The 18643-nt window shown below is 39.3% G+C and carries 25 protein-coding genes and 1 tRNA gene; all 26 read left to right on the forward strand.

What is annotated here, in order from left to right:
• The first annotated feature begins 192 nt into the window (after positions 1–192).
• Positions 193–528 (forward strand): VRR-NUC domain-containing protein, encoded by a 336-nt coding sequence (locus ACTQXY_RS03910; protein WP_441658363.1) that lies wholly within the window; start codon positions 193–195, stop codon positions 526–528.
• Positions 518–1906 carry an SNF2-related protein gene (locus tag ACTQXY_RS03915; RefSeq protein ID WP_441658364.1) on the forward strand — a complete coding sequence of 463 codons (1389 nt, stop codon included), beginning with the start codon at positions 518–520 and terminating at the stop codon, positions 1904–1906. The genes ACTQXY_RS03910 and ACTQXY_RS03915 overlap by 11 nt, the downstream gene beginning before the upstream one ends.
• Complete coding sequence (locus tag ACTQXY_RS03920; RefSeq protein ID WP_441658365.1) at positions 1903–2415, forward strand: hypothetical protein; 513 nt, start codon at positions 1903–1905, stop codon at positions 2413–2415. Before ACTQXY_RS03915 ends, ACTQXY_RS03920 begins: the two co-directional genes overlap by 4 nt.
• 385 nt (positions 2416–2800) lie before the next feature.
• Complete coding sequence (locus ACTQXY_RS03925; RefSeq protein WP_441658366.1) at positions 2801–3232, forward strand: hypothetical protein; 432 nt, start codon at positions 2801–2803, stop codon at positions 3230–3232.
• 324 nt (positions 3233–3556) lie between these two features.
• The gene (locus tag ACTQXY_RS03930; protein ID WP_441658367.1) at positions 3557–4480 is read left to right on the forward strand and encodes a DUF4747 family protein; all 924 of its coding nucleotides are present in this window, start codon (positions 3557–3559) and stop codon (positions 4478–4480) included.
• The gene (locus tag ACTQXY_RS03935; protein WP_441658368.1) at positions 4461–5072 is read left to right on the forward strand and encodes a hypothetical protein; all 612 of its coding nucleotides are present in this window, start codon (positions 4461–4463) and stop codon (positions 5070–5072) included. Before ACTQXY_RS03930 ends, ACTQXY_RS03935 begins: the two co-directional genes overlap by 20 nt.
• Positions 5073–5149: 77 nt before the next feature.
• Entirely contained in the window at positions 5150–5296 is a 147-nt protein-coding gene (locus ACTQXY_RS03940) for a hypothetical protein (RefSeq protein ID WP_441658369.1), read from the forward strand.
• A 37-nt stretch (positions 5297–5333) separates the two neighbouring features.
• Positions 5334–5405: transfer RNA gene (locus tag ACTQXY_RS03945), tRNA-Thr, on the forward strand.
• A gap of 36 nt (positions 5406–5441) precedes the next feature.
• Positions 5442–5906 carry a hypothetical protein gene (locus ACTQXY_RS03950; protein WP_441658370.1) on the forward strand — a complete coding sequence of 155 codons (465 nt, stop codon included), beginning with the start codon at positions 5442–5444 and terminating at the stop codon, positions 5904–5906.
• Complete coding sequence (locus tag ACTQXY_RS03955; protein WP_441658371.1) at positions 5881–7209, forward strand: phage terminase large subunit; 1329 nt, start codon at positions 5881–5883, stop codon at positions 7207–7209. The genes ACTQXY_RS03950 and ACTQXY_RS03955 overlap by 26 nt, the downstream gene beginning before the upstream one ends.
• Positions 7202–8557, forward strand: coding sequence for a phage capsid protein (locus tag ACTQXY_RS03960; RefSeq protein ID WP_270608683.1), 1356 nt, complete (start codon positions 7202–7204; stop codon positions 8555–8557). Before ACTQXY_RS03955 ends, ACTQXY_RS03960 begins: the two co-directional genes overlap by 8 nt.
• 9 nt (positions 8558–8566) lie before the next feature.
• On the forward strand, positions 8567–10237 hold the full coding sequence (locus ACTQXY_RS03965) for a phage minor capsid protein (protein WP_270608685.1): 1671 nt from the start codon (positions 8567–8569) through the stop codon (positions 10235–10237).
• A complete protein-coding gene (locus ACTQXY_RS03970) occupies positions 10230–10496 on the forward strand; it encodes a hypothetical protein (RefSeq protein WP_270608688.1) in 267 nt (88 codons plus the stop codon). The genes ACTQXY_RS03965 and ACTQXY_RS03970 overlap by 8 nt, the downstream gene beginning before the upstream one ends.
• 59 nt (positions 10497–10555) lie before the next feature.
• Positions 10556–10765 (forward strand): hypothetical protein, encoded by a 210-nt coding sequence (locus ACTQXY_RS03975; RefSeq protein WP_270608689.1) that lies wholly within the window; start codon positions 10556–10558, stop codon positions 10763–10765.
• A 95-nt stretch (positions 10766–10860) separates the two neighbouring features.
• Complete coding sequence (locus tag ACTQXY_RS03980) at positions 10861–11406, forward strand: phage scaffolding protein (RefSeq protein WP_441658372.1); 546 nt, start codon at positions 10861–10863, stop codon at positions 11404–11406.
• A 20-nt stretch (positions 11407–11426) separates the two neighbouring features.
• Positions 11427–12284 carry a hypothetical protein gene (locus tag ACTQXY_RS03985; protein WP_441658373.1) on the forward strand — a complete coding sequence of 286 codons (858 nt, stop codon included), beginning with the start codon at positions 11427–11429 and terminating at the stop codon, positions 12282–12284.
• An 82-nt stretch (positions 12285–12366) separates the two neighbouring features.
• Positions 12367–12609 (forward strand): hypothetical protein, encoded by a 243-nt coding sequence (locus ACTQXY_RS03990; RefSeq protein ID WP_441658374.1) that lies wholly within the window; start codon positions 12367–12369, stop codon positions 12607–12609.
• A gap of 13 nt (positions 12610–12622) precedes the next feature.
• A complete protein-coding gene (locus ACTQXY_RS03995) occupies positions 12623–12994 on the forward strand; it encodes a hypothetical protein (protein ID WP_441658375.1) in 372 nt (123 codons plus the stop codon).
• Positions 12994–13329, forward strand: coding sequence for a DUF6751 family protein (locus tag ACTQXY_RS04000; protein ID WP_441658376.1), 336 nt, complete (start codon positions 12994–12996; stop codon positions 13327–13329). The genes ACTQXY_RS03995 and ACTQXY_RS04000 overlap by 1 nt, the downstream gene beginning before the upstream one ends.
• Before the next feature lie 77 nt (positions 13330–13406).
• Complete coding sequence (locus ACTQXY_RS04005; RefSeq protein ID WP_441658377.1) at positions 13407–13730, forward strand: hypothetical protein; 324 nt, start codon at positions 13407–13409, stop codon at positions 13728–13730.
• Complete coding sequence (locus ACTQXY_RS04010) at positions 13714–14133, forward strand: hypothetical protein (protein ID WP_441658378.1); 420 nt, start codon at positions 13714–13716, stop codon at positions 14131–14133. The genes ACTQXY_RS04005 and ACTQXY_RS04010 overlap by 17 nt, the downstream gene beginning before the upstream one ends.
• Positions 14134–14135: 2 nt before the next feature.
• A complete protein-coding gene (locus tag ACTQXY_RS04015) occupies positions 14136–14666 on the forward strand; it encodes a phage tail tube protein (protein ID WP_441658379.1) in 531 nt (176 codons plus the stop codon).
• Between the two features lie 12 nt (positions 14667–14678).
• A complete protein-coding gene (locus tag ACTQXY_RS04020; RefSeq protein WP_441658380.1) occupies positions 14679–15032 on the forward strand; it encodes a DUF6673 family protein in 354 nt (117 codons plus the stop codon).
• Positions 15033–15037: 5 nt separating this feature from the next.
• A complete protein-coding gene (locus ACTQXY_RS04025; protein ID WP_441658381.1) occupies positions 15038–15586 on the forward strand; it encodes a Gp15 family bacteriophage protein in 549 nt (182 codons plus the stop codon).
• Between the two features lie 217 nt (positions 15587–15803).
• The gene (locus ACTQXY_RS04030; protein WP_441658382.1) at positions 15804–17981 is read left to right on the forward strand and encodes a phage tail protein; all 2178 of its coding nucleotides are present in this window, start codon (positions 15804–15806) and stop codon (positions 17979–17981) included.
• Positions 17978–18643 (forward strand): hypothetical protein (locus tag ACTQXY_RS04035; RefSeq protein ID WP_441658383.1); only part of this gene is annotated, 666 nt, incomplete at its 3' end. The genes ACTQXY_RS04030 and ACTQXY_RS04035, both read left to right, overlap by 4 nt.

Below are 18643 nucleotides of genomic sequence, written 5' to 3' on the forward strand. Positions count from 1 at the left end.
GCAAAGATGTTGACACGAAAAACCGCAGAAATACAACATTTATAAATATATGTAAACAATGTCAACAAACTTTTTATAAAAAATAAAAATATAAAAATAAAGAGTACACGTACGCTATATGTATTACCTAACGCGCCTAATAGAGAGTACACATACGCGTGCGAGGTTGTAGATGTTGCAGGAGGTGCGAAAATGTTAGAGAAAGAGATCGAGAAGATATTGGTGGCAGAAGTGAAGAAGTTGGGAGGTAAAGCATATAAGTTTGTCAGTCCCGGCAACAGCGGGGTACCGGACCGGATTGTAATATTCCCGAAAAAACCCCCGGTGTTTGTGGAATTGAAAACGGACACAGGCGTGCTTACGAACCTGCAGACTGTACAGGCGAAAAGGCTGAGAGAACTTGGTCAAACGGTGGAAGTAGTAAAGGGGATAACCGGATTGATCAAATTTTTCGGGAAATACGGATATCCGCAAGTGAGCATTCTGCTTTCCGGAAAATACAAAGGGGTGAAAACAGATGGAGTTTAAACCACACGGCTATCAGAAACATTGTATTGAAAAGATCATCGAGATAAAAAAAATCGGGTTATTTCTCGATATGGGACTGGGAAAAACGATCACAACATTAACGGCCGTGAAGGAATTGAAATATAACCGGTTTGAAGTACGGAAAGTGCTTGTGATCGCACCGAAGAAAGTGGCCGAAGGAACATGGTCCAAGGAAAAAGATAAATGGGAGCACACGCAGATGCTGAGGGTATCTCAGGTACTTGGAAGTCAGACAAAACGCATCCGTGCACTGAACACACCGGCAGACATCTACATCACCAACAGGGAGAATGTAGTGTGGTTAGTGGATTATTACCGGAACAGCTGGCCGTTTGACATGGTGGTGATCGATGAATCCAGCAGCTTTAAGAGCCATAAAGCAAAACGGTTCAAAGCACTTGCAGGTGTGGGAACAAGGATCAACCGTCTTGTAGAGCTTACGGGAACCCCATCCCCGAACGGACTTGACGACCTGTGGGCACAGATCTATCTGTTAGACGGAGGTGAACGACTCGGAAAAAGATATACACAGTTCCGGGAACGGTATTTTGATCCGGGAGAACGTGGGAACAATGTGGTATATAACTACAAGGCAAAGCAGGGGAGCGAGGAAAGCATCCTGAAAATCATTTCCGACATCTGCATCAGCATGAAGGCAGAGGATTATCTGCAGCTTCCGGATGTGACATACCATCCAGTAATCGTTACCCTGGATACAAAAGCAAGAAAGGCATATCAGGAACTGGAGAGAAAAATGGTGCTGGCACTTCCGGAGGATGAAGAGGAAATCAGTGTGACGAGTGCAGCGGCGTTGAGCAATAAACTTCTGCAGCTTGGAAACGGTGCGATTTATGACGAGGATCGAAACGTGCATGAAATCCATAACTGCAAGATTGAGGCATTCATGGAACTGGTGGAATCTCTTCAGGGGAAACCAGCATTAGTGTTTTATAATTTCCAGCATGATAAGGAGCGGATCTTAAAGGCGCTTGCAAAGACAGGGTTACGCGTAAGAGAGTTAAAGACCACACAGGATGAGGATGACTGGAACAATCGTGAAATTGATATCCTTCTGACGCACCCGGCAAGCAGTGCCTATGGTTTGAACCTACAGCATGGAGGAAACCATGTAATCTGGTTTGGTCTTACCTGGAATTACGAACTGTACACCCAGGCAAATAAAAGGCTGCACAGGCAGGGGCAAACGGAGAAGGTAATCATTCACCAGTTGGTATGTGACGGCACAAGAGACGAAGACGTAGTACAGGCGCTGGAACGAAAAGATGATGTGCAGAATTACGTGATGCAGAGTTTGAAAGCAAGGATAAAGCGGATTAAGGAGGAATCAAGAGAATGAAAATTAGAATTTCAGCAACAGGAAGAAATGTTTCGTTGGATATTGAAAACCAAGAGATTGCAGAGGCAGTATTTAATAAGCTTGCGATTATGCTTCTCGGAATTTCGAAGGAATATCAGGACAAGAGAAAGAATGTCGGCCAAAAGAAGAAAAAGCCGGAGGCAATCGTTCCTGAGCAGGAAGAAAAGGAAGTCATAGAGGATGAACCGGCAGAAGCTGAAACGTATTCTGGAAAAGGATTCCTATACATGAAATGTTCGGAATGTGGTACTGTGAAGGCATTTAATTCGAACAAAGAAATCAAAGGGCATCACTGTTTCGAGTGCGGAGCAGATACGCCGTTTCAAGAGGCACTGAAAAAGATACGCTTGAAGTGCGAATGTGGAAGCTATTTTGAATATTTGACAAATATGGATGCAGATATGTTTGATATTGCATGTCTCAATTGTGGAAACCCTGTCGCAGTACAGTGGAATGACAAAAAACAGATTTATGAAACGATACAGTAGGTAACATACCTGCCTGCAGAAAGGAGAAAAGAGTTGCGCGCATAATAACCGGTTTCTCCTGAAAAAGAAATGGAACAAGAAAGAGCAATATCATAGGGGTAAGCCAGTCGTATTATTCAAGACTGGTACTCAGTGCGAGAAAGAAAATCTGTTGCTGATAGGGAGGTGATAATTTGAGCTATGGAAGAACACGGAAACAAGCAAAGCTGGACGAAGAAAATACCTTTGATGATATTATAAAGCGAGGACCGAGTGAAACCGCAAAGTGGCACATGCAGCGGAAAGCATACACAACATGCAGTCATCGCAAGGAGAGGAAACAGTTGGCAGAGTATAGTAGTGTGGCGGATTTTTATGAGGCAAGACTTAAGGGGAGGTGGTGCCGGTGGACAAGGAACAAATCAAAAAGGAGAGTGAGAAAAAGAAAGAATATTTGTGGTCATATAAGAGAATCCGTGAAAAAGCAGAGAGAGCGGGATTGGACGTAAATGAATATCGCTTATCTAAAATCTGTCCTTCTGTCGTACAGGATGGTATGCCAAAGGCAGCAGGAGATAATAAAGATCTATCCGATTATGCAGCGAAGTTGGATGAACTAGAAAATACATACATGGACCTGAAAAACGAGGAACTAGATATCAGAATGGATATACGGAAGAAAATAGAAAAACTTTCAGACCCGAACGAAGTAAAAGTGCTTGATTTGCGATATTTACAATTGTATGAAGATTGGGAAGATATATACAAAAAAATGGGACTTAGCAAAAGTAGAGTGCATAAAATACACAGCAATGCACTTATTCATTTAAAAATATAAAAGAAAGGACTAAATAGGACAAAAGAGGACTAAATAGGACTAAATAGGACTTGAAAAGAATAGTCAATGTGATAAAATGGTAATCAGAGAAGTTGGAATTATTTCTAACTTTCATTCCAAAACACACCTATATTACAGAGAAGACATCTTACAGATTGTGAGGTGTCTTTTTTGTGGATTTTGTCAATAGACAAAAAAGAACAGATGTTCTATAATGGATTTACTTCATACGTGAAATAAATGTCACACCATGTTGAATGATGATGAAAAATCTTGTATTATGTTTATAGGGTTTTGTTTATGTAAGTGTGTGGAGGAAATAATATGGCTCAAATGTATTTTTACAAATTTAATATTAATGCAGAAATTTATAATGTATATAAGGATGAAAACTTGCAAAATAAAATATTAAATGACGTATTTTCTAAAATCAGTTCAGATTTATCGTATGTGTATGGATATGAGGATGGAGAAGATGATGAACCGGTAGAATATAAATTCTGCGATTTGATAAAATCTCAAGATGATATGACGATAACTGGTAGATTGGTAAAAATTTACGATGGGGAAATAGAAAGTTATGATAGAAAAAACGATACAGTGACACATAGCTACGAAGAAGACAGAGCTTCGAGTGCTACTTTCTATTTCGATGTAATTCATGAAGAAATAGCCTTTATTACTAGACAAGGACTAGGGTATTTGCAGTTTGGTGTCTATTTTAGAAGATTATTGGAGACTAAGTTTCCAGAGGGGTCTTTTGAACTTATCTTGGAAAAAAACGTAGGGGAATTAAAACAAAAAATTTACAATATGAGTAGAGTTTTAAAAGTAAGCTGTACAATAATCCCGCCAAATGCTAATGAATCGGAATTTGGAAATTTATTAGGACCTTCCGTTGAAGAATTTAAAGAAACTGGAGCGACTAAGTACACACAAAAAATGGAGGTTCCTGCAAGAGGAAAGAACACAATCGCTACAAAATCAAAGTTTTTCAATAGACTGTTGTACGCAGTAGGCAAAGGATATGCGGATTTAGTAGTTGAGGGAAAAGATAAGAAAAATGAAAGATTAGTAGTTAATAGCGATAAAGATGCACCATATAGAATACCGATACCAGATAGAGAAAAGGATTCATTAACAGCTTTTAAGGAACATGGAAAAACTAATGTATCTATTTTATTGAGAGATAAAACATTGATAACAGTGAAAGATATTGGTGATAATGATGGAGGAGCAGAAGCATAAATATAAAAGTGTAGAGGACTATTTTTCATTAAAAAAAACTACTTTTTGGTCATTACTGAAATCGACTAAGAAGTGGAAAGAATTATATAATCAAAAAGAATCAAAATTAGCATTTGTTTTTTCTTTGATTATAACAACGGCATTGTGTATAGTATACAATCATTGTGAGTTTGACACATATATATCCCTGCTTGAGGATATTACTATGTTTGCGATAGAGTCATCAATAGGGATGCTTGGATTCATAATAAGCGGATTGGCTATATTTACTGGTACAATAACAAATAAATTAGTCAAGAATATAAATTCTGATAGAAAAATCGATTCTCTTATTGGGATTCTATTTAGTTTTTATTTTATCGGAATGATTATAGCATTAAGTGTCGTTTGGTATTTGATTGTATATATTTTTTTAGCATCTGATTTCATATTTGAAATTAGCAAGCTGATAGCAATAGGACTTCTTTGTACGTACTTGTATATGTACGCAGTATTTTATTCAGTGTCTCTGTTGGGGACATGTATACGTTTATTCTTCGTGAGTTATAAATATTCAATTGACCTTCAGGAAGAAAAGGAAAGAAAAGAATAATAAATAGGCACCCTCCGGGGTGCTTTTCCAATACATAAAACCTCTCATTCCTCACATACTATATCCGAGGTGAGGAAATGGATAAGAAGGATCAAGAGAAGTTAAACAGAAAGAAAAGCAATGAAGAATTCAACAGCATTACCGAGAAGGTAAGGCCGGAGAATCAGAACCAGCATCACAATGTCAGGAAAGAGGCAGTTGATGTGAAGATGAGACAAATGTAAGGCGTCCATTAGGGCGTCTTTTCTAATACCAAAATACGGATGCATAGCTCAGTGGTAGAGCACTTCATTCGTAGTGAATATGTCACAGGTTCGATTCCTGTTGTATCCAGAGATAGAAAAAGTTGATAGATTGGAAGGTGGTGACGTGGCGAATTATGAAAACATAAAAGATGCAAATAACAATCGAACTCCGAGCGAACGCCGAGAATTAGCAAGAATTGCCGGCATCGAGTCGGGGAAAGTGAGAAGAAGAAAAGCAGCCATGCGAGATACAATGAATAGGTGTTTGACTATGCAGGCGCACGTTGATGGACTGTCCGATGTGTTAATTGCAGACGGAGGAGAAAGTACCTATGAGGAAATCATTACAATGGCAATCATCAATCAGGCAGCAATGGGAGATGTAAAAGCCTATAATGCGATTATGAAAGTTGTTGGACAGACGGATAAATCAGACATGGATTTAGAAAATCAGAAAGCAGACACCGAGTTGAAACAGGCGCGAAAACAAGCGGTAACAGGAGAGAATGAATCTGATGAAGCAATTGATAGATTAGACAGTATCTTGGAGGAATTGAGGAACAATGCAGTTAAGCAAGAAACAGAATGAGTATATTGTAAATGCGACACACCGTTGGAATTTTAAGTCCGGTGCAGTGCGTTCTGGAAAGTCTTATGTAGATACTGCGTTCGTTATACCGTTTCGAATCCGGGAGAGAGCTGGAAAGCCAGGACTAAACGTCATCCTCGGAGTATCAAAAAGCTCTATCGAGCGAAATGTCTTAGCTCCAATGCGAGAAATCTACACAGATAAGCTCATCGGAACAATTAACAGTCAGAACATAGCAATGGTTTGTGGAGAGCCTGTATATTGCCTTGGCGCAGAAAAGGTAAGTCAAGTGGCAAAGATTCAAGGGGCATCCATTAAATACTGCTACGGAGATGAGGTGGCAAAGTGGAACAAGGAAGTGTTTCAAATGCTTAAATCTCGTCTTGATAAGCCGTATAGTTGCTTCGATGGAAGTTGCAATCCTGAGCATCCAACACATTGGCTAAAAGAGTTCCTGGATAATGTGGAGCTTGATATTTATCTGCAGAAGTATACGATTTTTGACAATCCGTTTCTTCCGAAAGAATTTGTTGAGCAACTCTGCAAAGAGTATGAGGGTACAATTTATTACGACCGTTTAATTGTTGGTCTGTGGAAGAGGGCAGATGGAGCAATTTATAAACGGTTTGCAGACAATCCGGATGCGTTTCGATGTGAAGTGGTGGATGAGCTGAAAGATGATCCGGAAGTAAAGCAATTCCGGAAAGAAGATATTGTATCAATCGAAATAGGGTTGGACTTTGGTGGAAACCAGTCCGGGCACTCCTTTGTTGCAAGAGGATATACAGATGACTACAGGGGCGTGATTGCGCTAAAGTCCCGCAGAATCATGGCAAAGGATGAAAATGAGGATATCGACAGCAATATGCTGGACAAGTTGTTTTGTGAGTTTGTACAGGAAGTGATTGATCAATATTCGGTTATCGACAAACATGGAGATTATGTGAGATATTGCAACGTAGAAGGAGTTTACTACGATAATGCAGAGACTGTACTTGGCAATTCTATTCGCAATGCAGTAGAGAAAAAGTTTCCGTGGATATCGGTTCGCAAGGCAAGAAAAGCAGCAATAAATGACAGAATCAGATGTACCGTCAGGCTTATGGGAGCAGGGCGGTTTTTTATTACGAGTGATTGTGAAAGTTTAGAAACAGCCTTTGAAGATGCAGTATGGGATAAAGAAGTAAAGGACAAAGACGAACGCTTGGATGATGGCAGTACAGATATCGACAGTTTGGATGCATTTGAATACACGATAGAACGAGATATGAAATATCTGATACAAGAGGTGGAAGATGATTGAAAAAATATGGAATTGGATTAAGGGGGTGACACAGATGTTCACGATGACTACAGTACAGAGATTGGTCGGCGGAGAGGTCGCCTTAACAGAGAAGATGTCAGTTAAAATAAATGAATGGAATGCAATGGTTGCTGGGAATGCACCTTGGTGTGAAAACAGTGATTATATCACATCGCTCCGTATTGAACAGGGGATTTGCAGAGAATTTGCAGATGTTGTTTTGAACGAAATGGAAGTGTCGGTCAACGATGAAAAAATGAATGAGATTCTGCAGAATGCGATTGAAGATTTGAACGAGAATCTTCAAGATGGACTTGCGCTTGGCTCTTTTATCATTAAACCGATAGGGACTGATAAAGTCGAGTATGTTACCGCGGATAAGTTTATACCGATTCACTTTGATGATACTGGAAAGCCTGATGATTGCATGTTTATTCAAGTGAAAAGACGTGGCGTATCGAATTATTACATCAGAACAGAAAGGCATGATATCAGAGGCGGAAATCTCCGGATTCGCAATAAAGCCTATAAGAGTACATCACCAAGTACGGTTGGCATGGAAATCCCACTTGCATATGTGAAAGAATGGGAGAATTACCCGGAAGATGTTACGTACAACGGTATGAAGGAGATGGATTTTGGCTATTTCAGAGTGCCATTAAAAAATAAAATTGACGATTCTCCTTGCGGGGTATCTATTTTTGAATCTGCTGTTGAACGTATTAAAAAGGCAGACGTACAAGGGGCAAGACTTGACTGGGAATTTGAATCGGGAGAGCGTGCGATACATGTAGATGATCGTGCATTAAATAACGCAAATGGAAAGGGTAAAGGTTTTCTTGCAAAGCTGAATAAACGATTATATCGCGGTTTTAAACTTGATGCAGGAAAAGACGCTGAACTTTTCAAAGAATTTTCTCCGGAGTTAAGAGAAGAAGGATTCATTAACGGTTTGGAAAAGTATTACAGGCAGATTGAGTTCTCTGTTGGTTTGGCTTACGGAGATCTGTCTGACGTGCAATATGTCGATAAAACGGCAACAGAAATCAAGACATCAAAGTCAAGGAAGTATAATCGCGTAACTGCAATACAAGATAAGTTAAAGACGTGTCTGGAAGACTTAGTAGCAGGCTTTGCGTTTTACAATGGATTATACACTTCTAAATATGAATTTAACTGTAAGTTCAATGATTCTATTCTGACAGATGAAGAGGCTGAAAGAAAACAAGATATGGCGGATGTAGCAGCGGGATTCATGCATCATTGGGAATACCGTATGAAATGGTATGGTGAGGATGAAGAGACAGCAAAGTCGAATGTTCCGGCGCAGAATAATGTCATGGAGTAGGTGATCTGATTGAGGGAAGATTACAAGAAACAATTATCTAGTCAGATTGAGAAACACTTCTCTGATTTGGAAATGCGGATCATGGAAGATATTGTTCGACGAATCAGACAAACTGGGGAAATTACAAGCACAGCAGACTGGCAGATAAACCGGTTACGAGTTTTAGGGTATTCCTCAGAAGATATCGAGAAAATGCTAAAAGAGACTCTAAATAAATCCTATCCGGAGATGTTTGAACTGTATGATAAAGTCATTGACTGGGAATATGTTCGAAATAAAGACGTATACGAACAGATCAATGCAGAGTTTACCCCTTTTGAGGATAACGAGGAGTTGCAGCAGATTACAGAAGCTCTGATTCGTCAGAGTGAAGATGAGTTGCAGAATATTACAAAGTCTCTTGGTTTCTATCTTGATTATGGAACCGGGAAAAAGGTTCTTACACCACTTGCACAGGTTTATCAAAAGTATCTTGATGCTGCCTGTATGGATATTGTGTCTGGGGCGTTTGATTATAACAGTGTCTTACGAAGAGTTGTAACGCAGCTGACTAACAGCGGACTGAGACAGATAGAGTATGCATCTGGCAGAGCAAACCGAGTTGATGTGGCAGCACGTAGAGCGGTTATGACAGGGGTATCACAATTGTCTGGAAAAATATCCGAAATGAACGCTAAAAAACTTGGAACAGAGCATTTTGAGGTGGAATGGCATGCTGGAGCCCGTCCAACTCATGCGGTGTGGCAAGGAAGAGTTTGGAGCAAAGAAGAGCTTAGAACTGTATGTGGACTGGGAAGTGTTACCGGATTACTTGGAGCAAACTGTTATCACACTTATTATCCTTTTATTCTTGGGATATCTGCAAGAAACTGGACTGACGAGTGGTTGGAAGAGCAGAATCGCAAGGAGAATACTCCAAAGACATTTAACGACAAAGAATACACCTTGTATGAAGCAAAACAGCGTCAGAGACAGATGGAAACATGTATGAGAGCACAGCGAGAAAAAGTGCAGCTATTAAAGCGTGGCGGTGCTGATCAGGATGATATCATGATTGCGAAAGCAAAATATCAAGGACAGCTCAATGAATATTCAAGATTCTGCCGAAAGATGGGTCTGACAGAAGAACGTGAGCGTATATATTATGATATGCGTGGAAGAATAGCAACGAATACGAAGATGCAAAATGCACGGTACATTTCTGATATGATTCGGAATGCTGACAGAGATTCAAAACAGTATTATCGGTACAAAAATATCATCGGAGACGATGCGGGAAGTCTTGCAGATTTCCGTCAGATGAAGTACAATAATCCTAAGAAATTTGAAATTTTGAGCAAGAAAGTTGATACTTACTCGGAAATCAATAAAAAGGACTGGACGGCAGAGTTTAAGCAGAAATCAAAAGAAGCATACGACAGATTTAGCGAGGAAGATATTTATTTGTCGGTTCACGCTTTGAGTCGACTTCCAAGGTTAAATAAGCCGGGTCTTCCGGTTGTTACAGAGGAAGAACTGGTGAAGTTTATTAAAGGGAAGCCGAAATATACAGAAGGTGAGAGCAAGTTGATATATTTCGATGCAGAGAGACAATTGGTAGTAATAAAGAACAAAAATACTCAAGATATAGTATCGGTCGTGCGAAGTAAAAACTTGAAAGGGGAATGGAAAAATGTTTGAAAAAATGATGGATTATATTAAAGATTTTTTAGATAATACGCCAGACGATATCTATGATTTTTCCTGTGATTTAGAAGGTCTTTTGATTGTGCATTATGATGAAATGTATGCGGAACAGCCAAGAGCAACAGAGATACTGAATGATGAAACCCCTTATATATGTGCATTAGGAGAACCAGGTATGAAACCAGAAGAAATTGAGGATTTCAAAAGAAAATTGAAGATTGAATACGATAGAGCAATGAAAGCAGTTGTATAGATACCACCCATTCTTCGGAGTGAGTGGTATTTTTATACTCATTTTTAAGGTGGATGCCTATGAAACAATATTATACAGTACCAAAAGATGCGGATATGTTAGCGCCAAAGTGGTTGACTACCCGCATTAATTATTATTCGATAAAATTTGTCTATCACATAGATGATGGAATATCAAAATTGAAAGGGGTGAGGATAGGTGATCAGATTGCAAAAGTCGGAGACGTGCTTATGTTTGACGGTAAGAGGATATCCATAGAAAGGCGGTGATCCAAACATCTCCCATTGAGGCGCAGGGTTATGCGTCTTATTTTATTGTCTTTTTCCGATAGACGTAAAAGAACGGAAGAAAGGAGTACGAGAAAATGAAGAAAGAAGAGTTGATTGCACTAGGAGTATCAGAAGAACAGGCGGAGAAGATTGTATCCTCTTGGAATGAAACACTAAAAGGATATATTTCAAAAGCAGAATTTGATACGAAGGTGCAGGAATTAGAAACAACAAAACAGCAGCTTGACACAGCGAATCAGACAATTGAAGGATTCAAGGATTATGAGGATGTGAAAGCGCAAGTAAATGAGTACAAGACAAAGTTTGAACAGTCTGAGCAGGAAAAGGCTGATATTCAAGCGAATTACGAATTTACAGGGAAATTGCAGGAAGCAGCTAAAAAAGCAGGAGCAAGAGCTTTAAAAGCAGTTATGCCGTATTTAGATGTGGAATCATTGAAAAAGTCACAGAATCAGGGTGCTGATATTGCAGCCGCATTTGAAACAGTGAAAAAAGGAAATGCTTTCCTATTTGGCGTAGATGAACCTATCAACCATCCAACTGGTCCAACAGGTGGAGAGAATGGAAATCAGCAGACAACAGCAATTCGTGCAGCGATGGGATTGCCGGAAGAAAAATAAGAAAAGAGAGGTAGAAGAGAATGAACAACATTGAATTATCAACAATTTATTTGCCAATGCTGGATGAAAAGTATAAGGCAGAGGCGAAGACATCTGTACTTGACGGAGATGAGACGGTTGCTAAAAAAGGCGGAAATGGAGAAATCAAGATTGCAAAACTTGATATGTCAGCTCTTGGAGATTTTGACAGAAAAAGCGGATACACAAAGGGAAATACAACTTTGACATGGGAAACTGTGAAATACGATAAGGAACGTTCGCAGGATTTAAGAATTGACCGTTTGGACAATGCGGAATCATTGGGACTTCCATTTGCAAAGCTGTCAGGAGAGTTTATGAGACTTCATGTAGCACCTGAGACAGATGCGGCGAGAATTGCGAAGATTGCAGGGACAGCAGGAATTGGAAAGAAAGAAGAGACATTAGATACAGGAGATGCGGTAATAAAAGCTCTACGCGCATGTACAAATGAAATGGATGAAAACGAGGTTGTGGAAGGAAACAGAATTTTGTTTATTACACCAACACTTCTTGGCATGCTGGACGACATGGAATCGTACAAATCAAAAGGTGTGTTAAACCGCTTTTCCCAAGTAATCAAAGTGCCACAGACGAGAATGTACACAAAGATTGATTTAAAAGATGGAAAAACGGAGTATGGATTTGTAAAAGCAGCAGACGGAAAAGAAATCAACTTCCTTTGTGTGGAAAAATCAGCGGTTGTTTCTGCAATGGAACAGTTTGTTAAATATTTCAGTCCAGATCAGGACCAAGATGGTGATTCTCACGTATTTAAGTACAGAAACTATAATCTGTATGCACATTGCTATGAGAATAAGCTGGCTGGCATCTATTGTTCATGCAAAGCGGGGGAATAGTACCCGCTCCTGATATAGCCTTAATTGGTAGCGGGGAAATTGGTAAGGCAAAGGTAGGAAAATCAAATAGGAGGTAAGTATTATGGCTTATACAAAAACAACATGGAATGATGGGGATGTTATTACAAAGGAAAAAATGAATAATTTGGAAACAGGAGTAGAGACAGCCAATAATGGAATTCCATTGAATGCAACAAAATCAAAAGCAGGACTTGTAAGACAGGCTACATTGGTGGCTGAGGCGGCAGGGGAGAATGTGACAAAAGCGGAATTTAAGGCGTTGCTGGATTCTCTGAAAGCTGCTGGAATTATGGCAAGTGCATAAAGGAGTCGATCGTATGGCAATTGTAGATTACATCTATTATGTAGGAGAATATGGTGGAAATACTGTTCCAGAAGAAGAATTTTCAAAAAGTGAGAAGAAAGCAGAAGTATATTTAAAAAACATAACTCATGGGAAATTGACAGCAGAAAATGTTTCCGAGTATGAGAATGTAAAAGATTGCATCTGCGAAATGGCGGAAACAGTGTTTCAATACTCTTCTAAAAAGAAGGAAAAGAAATCTGAATCAATCGATGGATATTCTGTAAGTTATGTGACAGAGACTACAGACGGGGACAATTCTGTTACCGTAATGAAAAGAAAGCTGTATTCGATTGCGAGATATTGGCTATTGAATACAGAACTTTTATATCTGGGGGTGGAATAGTGCTGACGAATACAGATATTACCATTTATAACCGAGAATATGGCCAGTCTTCTCGACTTGATAAGTGGAAGAGAACTTACGTACCAGAAGCATGGTGGTTTAAGGAAGAGAAGTCATCGGTTACTACAGATGGTTTGAAATCCGCAGATGTGTATACAGTACGAGTACCAGGAACAAAAGCAAAAGTCAAGAAAGACGATTATATCGTAAAGGGAAATTGCAAGATCGACATGCAAACAGTAAAGGATCTGATTGGATGTGAAAATATGCGAGTGACATCTGTAAATTATAATACATTCGGGGACAGCCCTCATTTAAAGGTGGTAGGCGTTTAATGGCAAAATGAAAGAAGAAATTCAAGATTGAGACTCCGAGAGGTGCGATATCAACATACACGATTTCCAAAGGAAACTTGAAGGGAAGGACGATAGCAAGGCTGGATTGGAATCCCGGATTTAAACCAGATAAAGAAAAAGGCTTTGCTAATGCACAGGAATTTGTAGATTCTGAATGCATCCGGCGGATGAATCCGGAGACTCCAAGACGGACTGGCGTACTGGATAAGTCAGCAACACTTGGCACCGTGATTGGCAGTGGAGAAATCAACCAGATTGCTCCGTATGCCCGCCGGCAATATTATGAGCACAAAGAGAAATCTTACTGGTTTGAACGCATGAAAAACCGTCACAAAGATTCCATTTTGAAGGGAGCTGAACAGTATGTCAAAAATCATTGAAAGCATTAGAAGCTTTATTTTAGAGTGTCCGTTTCTTCAGGATTACCGCGTGAATGTAGATTATCTCGGAGAGAATATGGAGTATTCTATAGATCCTCTCCCGTGCGACCCGATTATTCAAAAATACGTTGATGGCGGTGCCAAGAAACAGTTTCAATTTGCTTTTACCAGTCGGGAGCGATATGACCAGGACACTCGCATAAATATTGATAATAGTGGATTTTATCAAGAATTTGACGAATGGCTGGAGGGAAAAAGCTTTGCCGGAGAACTGCCCTTACTAGAAAAAGGGAAAAGTCCGGTTAAAATAGAAACTTTAAACAGCGGTTATTTATACGATGTAGACGGAGACAATGCTAGATATCGTATAGAGTGCCGCTTGATTTATATACAGGAGGTATGAAAATGGCAGAAACTAAAGAACAAAAATTGGTAAATCGTTCGCAGAGAGTTGCTTTCATGAATACGGATACAACTGGAGGAACTGCTAAATTCGAGAGAATGACAGGGTTTACGTCTATGACGAATGCAAAGAATCCGAAAGAGTATTCAAGGCAGTATGTAGATGAAGATTCTGAAAGAGCGGACGTAGTTGGTTATGCTCCGTCTATTGATTATTCGTTTGACAGGCATTCAAATAACCCGGTGCATGAGAGAATTGCATCAATCCACGATGGAGAAAAACTAGGAAGTGACACACATGTGGATATTATTGTTGTAGATCTTTTTAAAAAGAGTACGACGAGTGACAAATTTTACACAATCAAACGTACATATGCGGTAATTCCGGATTCTGATGGTGATGGAACGGATGCGCTTATTTATAGCGGTTCATTTAAGTCGGTATCTGAACTTGAGGAAGGTTATGTTACGTTTGCTGGAGAGGGTAGAAAAGAAGCAACATATACAAAAGGCGATTACAACGCAGCAGAATAAGGAGGAGAGCCAATGAGCCAGTGGAAATATAATAACGTGGAACTCGAAATCGATATGGAAGATGTAGAGTTCCAAGAAAGATATGAAAATGCATTTAACATAATGGAAGAGGAAGAGAAGAAGATTAAAAAAGACGGTAAAGTCTCAGAAATAACGAAAGCGTATTGTAACCTCTTTTGGAATTTATTTGACAATATCTTTGGATCAGGAACAGCCGACAAATTATTTGAAGGAAAGGTTAATTCCAAACTCTGTGACGAGTGCTACGATTCTTTTCTTTCTTTCTGCAAAGCACAAGTAGTTCAAGTTGGAAAGAAACGTGCGCAAAGGTTGTCTAAGTACAATGTTAACGCCACAAGGAAGTGATTTCTGTGAATCTATTCTATGAAGAATATCCGAAAGTATTAGAAATATGTGGAGAACCAATTCCGATTGTTACTGATTTTAGAGAGTACATAAAACTGCTTGACATGATTAAGGACGAAGAGATAAGTGATGAAGAAAAAGCATTCCTTTTGTCAGAATATTTCTTGTTGGAAGTTGGTGATTTTGACGAAGCGATATTAAAATTGAGCAATTTCGTGGCTATGTGCGAAGTGAATGAAGGCGGAAATAGTAAAGGGAATGCTAAACCACTCTTCTCATTTGGTGTAGATTATTCATACATTATGGCAGGATTTTTACGCGATTACGGGATTGATTTAACCGAAATAGAGTATCTGCACTGGTGGAAGTTCAGAATGTTGTTTGAGGGGTTATCCGAGGATACGGAAATTAAACAACGCATTATGTACAGAGGGATAAACTTGGAGGAAATAAAAGATAAAGATGAGAAAAAGAGAATCAGGAAAATTCAAAATGCAATCCGCCTTCCAGAAGAGTCTTTAACAGATTATGATATTGGAAATGCGTTTGTGTAAGGAGGGATATTTTGAAAATAAAAACTCCAATTTTAAGGCGAGATTGGGTGAAATGTCCTCATTGCGGGTGTAAACTTGCGATTGCAGACAATACTGCGAGATGTGAAGGTATTTATATTAAATGCAGGGTATGTAAAAGAGAGATTGAGATAAAGAAATAAAGCACTTTAAATTGAGCCATTGAGCCTGTGCTATTCGCAGAAAGGGAGTGGATAGTATGGGCTATGATGGCTCATTGAAATTTGATACAGAAATTAGTGAAAAAGGTTTTAACAAAGGAATAAAGAATTTAGGAAATATCGCACAAGGAGGTTTAAAGGTATTAGCTGGATCTGTTGCTGGAATTGCTGCAGGATTTGGAGTAATGACAAAATCTGCACTAGATTCGTTTGCGAGCTTAGAACAGAATATTGGTGGAGTTGAAACCCTATTTAAAGACAGTGCGCAAAAAGTAATAGATGGCGCCGAGAATGCTTATAAAACTGCAGGGCTTTCCGCTAATGCTTACATGGAAACGGTAACAAGTTTCTCGGCTTCACTATTGCAGTCGTTGGGAAATGATACCGAAAAAGCGGCGGATTATGCAGACAGAGCAATAATAGATATGTCCGATAATGCCAACAAGATGGGTACAAGCACGGAGATGATCCAGAACGCTTATCAGGGATTTGCAAAGCAGAATTACACCATGTTGGATAATCTGAAACTTGGCTATGGCGGAACTGCGTCTGAAATGTATAGACTTTTACAAGATGCGGCAAACTTGAACGAAGAATTTGCAAGCACTGCAAAATTTTCAATGGATTCAAAAGGACATTTAGAAGCTAATTTTGCAGATATTACAGAAGCGATTCACATCGTCCAAACAGAAATGGGTATTACCGGGACAACAGCGAAAGAAGCCTCAGAGACAATATCCGGTTCTATCGCATCTGCGAAAGGAGCTTTTGATAATTTCCTAAATGGAACTGGCTCACCAGAGGCTCTTGCAGAATCTATGGTGACAGCTGGGGAAAATGTGCTGAAGGGGTTAGGTGAAATTGTTCCACGGCTATTGCAGACGTTGCCGGAAGTGGGAAAGCTAATTCAAGAAAACCTGGTTAATTCATTGTCCGGAGATAGCATGCAGAAGATAGTGGAAGCGGGAAAAAACGCTGTCATGTCTCTGATAGACGGGATGCTTGCTTCTATTCCGACTATTATTCCAGTTGCTTTAAATTTTGTAAAGCTTATTGCAGATACTGTTATAACAAACGTTCCCACATTAATTCAAAAAGGTTATGAATTACTTAGTAATTTGGTTGATGGATTTGTGAAAGCAATTCCCGAAGCATTGCCGAAGATTCTTGATTTTGTTCAGGGAATAGGAGATAAGTTGGCAGAAGCAGCGCCGATATTAATTCAAAAAGGATTTGAACTACTGCAAAAACTGGTTGAAGGGATCATAACGGCGGTACCAATTTTAATTTCGCGTATTCCGGAGATTATTTCTACATTCGCAAATATCATAAATGATAATTTCCCTACAATCCTAATGAAGGGGGCAGAATTACTTGGACAGTTAGTCATGGGACTAATTCAAGCAATCCCAACTCTAATTGAAAACATTCCAAAGATTATAAGTGCCATTGTGGACACACTTATGGCGTTCCAATGGTTGAGTTTAGGAAAGAATATTATTAAATTTTTTGCAGACGGAATTGGAGGAATGGCATCTTATGCGAAGAGTGCAGGGAAGAAAATTCTTGATTCTATAAAAGATGCAATTTTGAATCTACCGTCTACGCTCGCAAATATAGGAAGAACAGCAGTATCTGGTCTTGGAAATGCAATCTCGGCAGGAATTAGCTGGGTGAAGAGTGCTGCAGGAAGCATTGTTTCGGTGATTGTTGATACAATCAAATCAATACCAGGGAAAATGCTTTCTATTGGAAAGGATATCGTGCGTGGCTTGTGGAACGGTATTTCCGATATGACAGGATGGGTAATTGACAAGATTCAAGGTTTTGGAGAGTCGATACTCGGAGGAATCAAAGATTTTTTCGGAATTCATTCTCCATCGAGAGTTATGCGAGATGAAGTTGGAAAATATATGGCTCAAGGTGTTGGTATTGGGTTTGAAAGAAATACACCTATAAGGCAAATGACTGCAGGCATGAAAAAAGCTATTGGTAAGATGCAGACTGCAGCTATAGGAGTAACGTCTACAATGCCAATGACGGCGAAAGTTGCAACGAAAGCAGTGACAAACAATTATACGGATATGCAGATAGACTATAAAAAGATAAAGAAAGCTCAGCTGGAGGCTAATAATGAGTCAAACGAACGACCTATTATTCTAAATAGTAGACAAGTTAACAGAGCATTAAAGGATGGAGGTTATGTACTGGCATGATAGTTAGATATGTAAATCATAATGGAACAGAAGTAAATCTCAATAAAGAACCGTATAAGATGCTGATATCTGACCTTTTAGACTATGAATGGGAAGTGTCTATAGCATCTAACAGAATTGTCGGATTTGGATACACTGTAAAAGAAAAAGCATTAAATATTGATGTGCACAGAAGTAGACAAGCAGGTGCACGAGAACATATGAATGCTCTGACAGAAATATTCGAAACAGATATCTTATCAGGCACTCCAGGGCGTTTATGCATAGATGACCAATATATGGTCTGCTATATAAAGTCTTCGGAGAAGGATAATTGGGGAGCGGATCAGATTATACAATGTGAGTACGGAATCATAACAGATCACCCATTCTGGATCAAAGAAACTAGTTACACTTTCAAGTCTGCCGATATTACATCCACAAGCAACAAACGGTATGGATATCGGTATGGATACCGGTATGCAAGCGGAATGAAAGATACATACATCTTAAATGAACATTTTGCGCCGGCGCAATTTCGGTTGAGAATTTATGGATCATGCGTAAATCCCTTGATTGCTATCGGGGGACGTATCTACACCGTGCATACTATCTTAGAGGATGGAGAGTATCTGGAAGTTGACAGCATGGCACAGACCGTCATAAAAACCATGATGAATGGA

It is taken from the genome of Faecalimonas sp. LCP19S3_D12, from assembly GCF_052121495.1.
In the GTDB taxonomy this organism is placed as follows: Bacteria; Bacillota; Clostridia; order Lachnospirales; family Lachnospiraceae; genus Faecalimonas.